Annotated in this window: 5 protein-coding genes; 3 read left to right on the top strand and 2 right to left on the bottom strand. The window is 41.2% G+C overall.

Going from position 1 to position 8,252, the window contains the following annotated elements; genetic code table 11:
• Positions 1-324: 324 nt before the first annotated feature.
• Together H6G69_RS33170 and H6G69_RS33165 are read right to left on the bottom strand one after the other, a co-directional pair.
• Complete coding sequence (locus H6G69_RS33170) at positions 325-1,608, bottom strand: hypothetical protein (protein ID WP_190693965.1); 1,284 nt, start codon at positions 1,606-1,608, stop codon at positions 325-327.
• A 13-nt stretch (positions 1,609-1,621) separates the two neighbouring features.
• Complete coding sequence (locus H6G69_RS33165; RefSeq protein WP_190693964.1) at positions 1,622-2,092, bottom strand: hypothetical protein; 471 nt, start codon at positions 2,090-2,092, stop codon at positions 1,622-1,624.
• A gap of 343 nt (positions 2,093-2,435) precedes the next feature.
• On the opposite strand from H6G69_RS33165, the gene H6G69_RS33160 reads away from it, so the two are divergent.
• The 3 genes from H6G69_RS33160 (at position 2,436) to H6G69_RS33150 (ending at position 8,067) form a co-directional block, all read left to right on the top strand.
• Complete coding sequence (locus H6G69_RS33160) at positions 2,436-6,854, top strand: PQQ-binding-like beta-propeller repeat protein (RefSeq protein ID WP_190693963.1); 4,419 nt, start codon at positions 2,436-2,438, stop codon at positions 6,852-6,854.
• 541 nt (positions 6,855-7,395) lie between these two features.
• On the top strand, positions 7,396-7,725 hold the full coding sequence (locus tag H6G69_RS33155; RefSeq protein ID WP_199336380.1) for a helix-turn-helix domain-containing protein: 330 nt from the start codon (positions 7,396-7,398) through the stop codon (positions 7,723-7,725).
• Positions 7,726-7,812: 87 nt separating this feature from the next.
• The gene (locus H6G69_RS33150) at positions 7,813-8,067 is read left to right on the top strand and encodes a hypothetical protein (RefSeq protein WP_190693962.1); all 255 of its coding nucleotides are present in this window, start codon (positions 7,813-7,815) and stop codon (positions 8,065-8,067) included.
• Positions 8,068-8,252: the final 185 nt, after the last annotated feature.

The following is an 8,252-nucleotide window of genomic DNA, read 5'->3' as shown; positions in this document are numbered from 1 at the left end:
GTCGCCTTCCTCCTTCCCCTTACCACCAATTATTATTCTTATGCAGGGATTTTTATTTACAAAGATGTATTGACAAAATTCAATTATTTTTAACTTGTGGCGAATGGCCATATCTAATTTTCTGGCACCTTGCAGTAGTATATTAATTCGCTAGTCCATAATCTGTCATCTACACCTAACTTTCATACCATTTGGGAAGGACTGTTAATTTGTAAAGTGAACCTAAAGAGAACTAAACCTAGCTGGACTTAGGTTATAGGCTAAAACGTCAAATAGCTACAGAAAATTAAATGCAAACAGTAATCCAAAACTTATAATCCTACATTATGATCGCCATCTTTTTCTCAGCCACCAAACCACAAAACCAACAATAACTCCAACCATCAAACTAGAAAGAAAAGGGTAATTACAAGAAAAGCGAACTTGCTGAAAAATATCTTTGCAATCTTTTGCTGTTTCTCTTACTAGAGATGCGGTTGCTATCCCAGCACCAGTAGCAGCTACAAGCTCTTGGAAGTTGCGATCGCGTTCTGCTTTCTCCACTTCTATACGACTGCGAGTAGCATTAATAGTATCTTCTAAAAGCTGCAAGCCAAGCTGCATATTTTCGATATCTTTGGTAATTTGTGGTATGTATTTTTTAGTTGCTAGTTCACTAAATTTTTCAAAAAAATCTAACTGATTGTTTTGACCTGCTTTTCTTTTAATCTCAGCCAAGCGTATTTGATAATTAGATAAATTAATTTCAATAATTTGTTTTTGGAAAGAAAGATTGAGTAAATCGATTGTGTATTGTTGGAGAATGATATCGATATTATTTAAAATTTTGCGAGAAATAGTAATATTCTGCTTTTCTTGCTTAGAATTTATTAGAGTTGTAATTTTTCTATTTTCTTCAATCTGCTTATAATGATTCAGCAGAGATTCCTTGACTAAACGACTTTGTAAATACGCCCATTCCATCTTACTGCGATAACAAAATAAACCCATCCAATCTTTATAAAATTCCGCAGCTTGTTTGGCAATATCTTGATTAGGATAAATAGCAATAATTACATGATGTTCGTGATTATTTGTAGTTTCTGAATGAGATATTTCAAAAATATTTCCGTCTAAAAAGCTACCTTTGTTTGGTTGCCAAGCAGTATTTTTAAACAAAGAATAATAACAATCTTTAGCAATATCTTCAGGATTTTGAGAGGAATTTTCTGGTTGGCTACCAGAAACCATCCAGGTTTGTCCAATTGGTTTTAGTTCTGGATTTAGTCTTTGTTCGATTTCCTCTTTTAATATTCTAAAAGACTTAACTGGTTGAGGTTCAGTTTGATTATTAATAGAACAATCTATTTGTAAGCCATAAGTGTCATTTAATCTAACTGGATAATAGTATCCTGCTAGAGCTTTATTGTGAGAAAGGAAGTCAATTTCCTTATTAGGGGTAAGCTCTAAATACTCAATTTCAATGTCAGGATCGTTGAATTGAGTATTAGGAGGTAATTGAGCTAAAAAAGCTGCTTTGTTTTTTTGGGTTTCTGCGTCGGTTGTGTTTAGAGAAGTTTTTAAAACATATAAAAATAAATCGAGTGTGGGATAAATTAAATCGGTCATGACAAGATAAGAACTAATTTGCAGAGTTGAATTGAGCTAAATGTTGTTTTATTTTTTCCAAAAACGTAGCTTTTTTAACTATTTCTTCTGGTTTTTGAGAATTACCAATAATGATTACAACATTATTGAGTTGGCTTTCGTAGCCTGTAGGTTCAGATTTTTGTTTATAGCCTCTAGTTATAGCAACTTTTTCAGGAGGAGTGAGGCTAGTAATTTCAGCTTCGGTAGGTAGTAGGTTAGGAGGAATTTCTGTGACGTTATCTAATTGAGATTGATAAATTTGGTAGGCTTGATTTAATTTAGGATTTGCGGAAATTATTTCTAATAAAAGTTCTTTAATATGGGTTTCCCAGGCTTTGGGTTGAGTGTCTAATTGCTTGGCGACTTCCTGCAAATTTTGTTTTTCTTGGGTGCTGAGGGAAGTGTTTAAGTCTTGTAATGCCAGGAGAAAAGCGATGATAGTGTTGTCAGTGTTTGTTGTCATATTTTTTTATATCAAACTCTCTACTCAATAGTATAAACATATTGGGTAAGATGTTTTAGAGATGGCGATGCCTGCGGTGGTCACTGAGCTTTGTCGAAGTGCAGGCTACGCCAACACATTTGTTATTTTGGTGTGTCTATAACATACCCTACGAAACCACTTATAGCGTTTCCTAATCTTGTGAAGTACAGATTATTGCAGGGGCGAACGGCCTGAGATTTTCTATTTATAGAAAGAATAATTTAGGAAGTAAAACTTTATCAACATATACCTTTTTTCTGCATAAAATAAATCCTGTCTCCAGTTAAATAAACAAGTTTTCATGGGTAGTTAGGTCGGGCAAATGGCAGAATGGGCGGCTCAAATTATTGGCATTAATTATTATCCAGAGTACACCACCCTTAAGCCGCTAACAGCAGCAGCAGAGGATGCAGAAAAAGTGGCTGCACAATTAGAACAATATGGTTATCGTCCTTTTCGTGTTAGCTGTTTACCGGGAAATGTCAACCAGAAGGGAGAAAGTAAAATAAATCCCCTGGGGGCGGTAAGGGTGCAAGAATTACGAGAAGCCATAAGTAATCTATTTAATCCTCCTCCTCCTAACCCCATACCCGAAACCGCGTTATTCTTCTTTTCTGGGCATGGGTGGTGTAAAACTTTGGCGGGGGAGCAAGAAGTATTTCTCGCTACTAGTGATGTCTACCCGGATGCAGAAATCTATGGTATTCCTTTAAGTTGGTTGGGAGAGCAGTTACAAATCAGTCGTGCTAAACGAGTCGTTGTTTGGCTAGATTGCTGCTATAGCGGTGAATTACTCAGATATATTCCCACAGATAAAGATTACTGTTTCATTACTGCCACTCGTTCTTACGAAACTGGAGTGGAAATTCCCCACACGCAAGGGTTGTTGACGCAGACTTTACTTGCAGGCTTGAACCCAGAAAATGACGCAGATGGAATTATTAATAGCCACAAATTGGCAGATTTTATTCTCCGTCGAATGCCTGATACAGTCCAGCGTCCGTTAATTACCAATTCTCCACGCGCAATTCTGCTGACAACTAACTTTCCACCAGCAAGCTTTCAGGATAAGTGTCCTTATCGTTCTTTGGCGTATTTTAGTGAGACAAAGGAAGATGCTGAGGTTTTTTATGGGCGGAGTGCGCTGACTAAACAGTTGATTCAACAGATAAGGGAACAGCATCGCCTAGTGGCTGTGTTGGGTGCTTCTGGGAGTGGGAAATCATCTTTGTTAAGGGCGGGGTTACTTTATCAGATGAAGCTAGGACAAGAGATTCCGGGAAGCAATGGCTGGACTTATATTACTCCGTTTACGCCGAAAGAAAATCCGGTTGAGAGTTTACGGGAGGCTTTTAGTCAAGTTACCCCCCTTAATCCCACGCCAGATGCTTCAAGTCGGCAGAGCCGCCCAACGCAGTGGCTTCCCTTGGAAAGGGGGGAAACTCAGCAATCTAACTCCCTCCCCTTGGTAAGGGGAGGGTTGGGGTGGGGTGATTTTGTTTATGTCATTGGCGAAGGGTTAAAAGCATTAAACACACCAGTCATTTTGATTATCGACCAGTTTGAAGAATGCTTTACGATGAGCGATGATAGCCAGCGTCAAGAGTTCTTTGACTGTTTGTGCCAATTAATTGACTGTACAGATAACCTGTATATTTTTATTGGGATGCGATCTGATTTTCGGGGGAGATGGCGAGAATATCCTGAATTTGCCAGCAAAATTTATAAACCTTACATCAACGTCGAACACCTCAAACGTGAGGAAATTGAAGAAGCGATCACTAAACCGGCTGACTGGGTAGGATTACAACTTGAAGGCAGGTTAATACAACAATTAATTAATGATGTTGAAGATTACCCCGAAAGTTTGCCCTTGCTGCAATATACCTTGACCCAATTGTGGCGCGAGTCGAGAAATCAAGGCGACCAGTTTTTGCGGTTGAAAACATATCAAGATTTAGGTGGCGTAGAAGGAACACTACAAAAACGTGCCGATGCAGTTTTTCAAAGCCTTTCAACAACAGAACAAATTGTGGCGCGGCGGATTTTTTTGGAATTGACGCAAATTGGAGAAACTACAGATGTTAGGCGGCGCGTGCGTTTACGTGAGTTGGTTAATTCTCAGCATTCTTGGAAATTGTTGCAACAGGTGAGTGAGAAGTTAGCCGATAAAGATGCACGCTTAATTACTAAAACAGATGAGCCAGATACTCAAAATGTAATTTTAGATGTTGTCCACGAAGCCTTAATTCGTTATTGGAAACAGTTGCGGGATTGGAAAGAGGAATATAAGGTGGGCATACTCATTGAGCGACAGATTGAAGCGGAAGCCCAAGACTGGCAGAGGAATGAGAAAAAGCCAGGGTTTCTCCGCAAGGATGACAGGTTAGCAGTAGCGGAAGCATATTTAGCTAGGTTTGGCGATTGGCAAATGCTAAATGGGTTAGCCGAAGAGTACATTCAGGCGAGTCGAGAATTAAGAAATCACCTTGAGCGAGATGAGAAACAACGTCAACAAGAAAAGCTGAATGCAGCACGGCGGCAAAATCGAATTGTCACCTTGTTTAGTGTTGGGTTAACTGGAGTAGCTATCTTTGCGGGTTTTCAATGGTATAACGCTCAAAACAAAGCCAGGGAAGCAGCACTACAAACTGCCATTGCGCTGGCTCAAACTTCTGAAGCTTCCCTGGTTTCGGACAGGCAAATTGAGGCTGTGGTTGCAGCGATACAGTCAGGTAGACTAATTTTAGGTAAATCACTAAGGAAGGATGTCAAGCTAGAACAAACGGCTGAACAGCAAGCTGTAGTGGCACTAAAGCGAGCAATTTACAATACGCAGGAGCGGAACCGCTTGGAAGAGCATAGTGCTGCGGTCTATAGGGTTGCATTTAGTCCCGATGGCAAGACCATTACTTCTACTACTAATGACAACACCGTGAAACTCTGGGATGCAGCTACAGGTAAACTCATACCCACCCTCAACGCTCAGAGCGCAAGCTCAGCATTTAGCCCTGATGGCAAGACTAGCGCTTCTGTTAGTGATGACAACAGCATCAAAATCTGGGATGTAGGTACGGGTAAACTCATCTCCACTCTCAAAGGGCATAGAAATGCGATACTGAGCGTAATATTTAGCCCCAATGGCAAGACCATCGCTTCTGCCAGTGGCAGAACCCTCAATGCTGTTAGTAATGAAAACAGTATTAAAATCTGGAATGTGGCTACAGGTAAACTCATCTCCACCATCAATGGGGATAGCAGAGAGTTCAATAGCGGATTTAGCCCCGTAGCATTTAGCCCAGATGGCAAGACCATTGCTTCTGTTAGTGATGACAGCAGCGTCAAAATCTGGGATGTGGCTACGGGTAAACTCATCTTTACCCTCAATGGGGATAGCAGAGAGTTCAATAGCGGATTTAGCCCCGTAGCATTTAGCCCAGATGGCAAGACCATTGCTTCTGTTAGTGGTGACACAAGGGTCAAACTTTGGGATGTGGCTACAGGTAAACTCATCTCTACCCTTAGGGGGCATAGTGAATGGGTTTTTAGCGTAGCATTTAGCCCTGATAGTAAGACTATTGCTTCTGGTAGTTATGACAAGAGCGTCATACTTTGGGATGTGGCTACAGGTAAACCCATCTCCATCTTAAATGGGCACAGCAGTGCGGTCAGAGACGTAGCATTTAGCCCGGATGGCAAGACTATTGCTTCTGCTAGTGATGACAAGAGCGTCAAACTTTGGGATGTGGCTACAGGTAAACCCATCTCCATCCTCAACGGTCATAGCGGATGGGTCTGGGGCGTAGCATTTAGCCCGGATGACAAGACTGTCGCTTCTGCTAGTTGGGACAAAAGCGTCAAACTTTGGGATGTGGCTACAGGTAAAGTCATTTCCACCCTCAATGGGCATAGCAGAGAGGTAAATAGCGTAGCATTTAGCCCAGATGGTAAAACCATTGCTTCTGCTAGTGATGATAGAAGCGTCAAACTCTGGGATATAGCTACAGGTAAACCCATTCTCACCCTCAACGGGCATAGCCAGAGGATTTGGAGTGTAGCATTTAGCCCAGATGGTAAAACCATTGCTTCTGCTAGTGATGACAGCAGCGTCAAACTCTGGGATGTAGCTACAGGTAAACCCATCCTCACCCTCAACGGGCATAGTAGCGTAGCATTTAGCCCAGATGGTAAGACCATCGCTTCTGCTAGTGATGATAGCAGCGTCAAACTCTGGGATGTAGCTACAGGTAAACCCATCCTCACCCTTAACGGGCATAAAGAGGGAATAAGTAGCGTAGCATTTAGCCCAGATGGCAAGACTATTGCTTCTGCTAGTTATGACAACAGCGTCAAACTCTGGGATGTAGCTACAGGTAAACCCATCCTCACCCTCGACGGGCATAGACAAGCGGTCTTTAGCATAGCATTTAGCCCAGATGGCAAGACCATAGTTTCTGCTGGTACTGACAAGAGTGTCAAACTCTGGGATGTGGCTACAGGTAAACCCATCTCCACCCTTAACGGACATACTGATGGGATTAGAGGCGTAGCATTTAGCCCAGATGGCAAAATTATCGTTTCTGGTGGTACTGACAACAGCGTCATACTCTGGAAGGCGTACCCAAATAGCCTAGAGGATTTAATCGTCTATAGTTGCGCTAGGCTACGTGGATATTTACAATCAAATCCCAATGTGAGCGACAAGCACCTCTGCGATGGTATTTCTGTAAAGAGTAAGTAGGGCTTGCGGTTTTTGGTGAACTTCCGGGGTGATTTTGACTGTTCCCTTTGGCTTCGCTCAGGGAGCGTTCTTTATAAGGAGAAAGCGATCGCTCAATCCAAGCTTTTAACACAGTAACAACTTCCGCCTTCGCGTTTCCGTGTTACGCGCATACTATTAGGCGTTTCCAAAAGGTAGATACACGGCGAGCGTTATCTCTGTAAAGATTTAAATTTTTATACACATAAAGCTAAATTTGTCAATATCATAAATGGTTTTTTGCCATATACAGATAGATAAGTGCGATCGCTCCGGAAACTCTTAGCATCCCAGCCACGTTCAGTTTATTTAATTATTCTCGTTATACATTAGGCATTAGCCTCTGCCTAAAACAGGTATCAAACCTAGTTCTAGGACAATTGAATCTGTGATCGCTTTTTGGCATTAGCCTCTGCCTAAAACAGTTATCAAATCTAGTTCTGGGACAATTGAATCTGCGATCGCTTGTTTTCGCTATGATAACCTTATATGTTGTCATCCGTGCATTATTAGAATAATCGATATGATTGCAGCCAAAACACCCACTAGACGACACTGGGAACTGTTTGAGGTTTACAAAGCTAAGGTTGCTATCAAAATGGAGCCTGAAGAGTTCCTAAAATACTGGACAGTCAACTACGAAGAACTTGCCGAATTGTGTGGTCGTTCTAAAAGCACGGTAGCGCATTGGTTTTCCCAAGGTGAGCATCGTAGGGAACCTTCAGAATCTGACAAACGGCGATTAGCAGAAATTCATGCTTTGTGGATTCAATTTGAAAATGAACCTGCCCACCTCCGAGAGATATGGGCAAGAAAACGACGGCGCAAACAAGATAAGAAATGTAATGATTAGTTGTCATCAGTGCATTATTTAGTTGTCAGGGTGACAACACGAGCTTTATTGTGTGTCATAGCCATTTCCACCTCACATAGGTGAATTATGATTACCCAAAGCTTTTTATCCAGCATCGAAGAAACGGATACAGAAACCAACAATTCAAGCGAAGTTCAGATTGTGCAAGGTAAAGAACCACTAAAACATATTTTAATTGGTTCTTCTAAAGCTGTAACCAGCACAATTTATCATTTCCAAGTTATTGGCTATGCAGATGTTGGTAATTGGAGTCCCTTACTACCCAGCCCTAATCCTGGTGAAGTAATGAGCATTTTAAACAGACCGATTGTGGTGCAGTAACTCTAACTCTTTACTGGGGCTGTAGTAATACAGCCCTATTTTTTGAAACAAAGGTTACTCACGGTATCTTGCTTAGAGGATGTTTTAAAAGTAGGGGACTATTGTAAGAAAGCTCACAAGGCGTATGCTGAAATTTGTAGAAAACAGCACCTTATGAGCGAATGTCTAAAGCATACCGTAGCAAT

It is taken from the genome of Nostoc sp. FACHB-110 (assembly GCF_014697425.1).
Classification (GTDB): Bacteria; Cyanobacteriota; Cyanobacteriia; order Cyanobacteriales; family Nostocaceae; genus Nostoc_B.
Note: the sequence above shows the minus strand (reverse complement) of the source record. Positions and strands in the feature narration are given on the sequence as shown.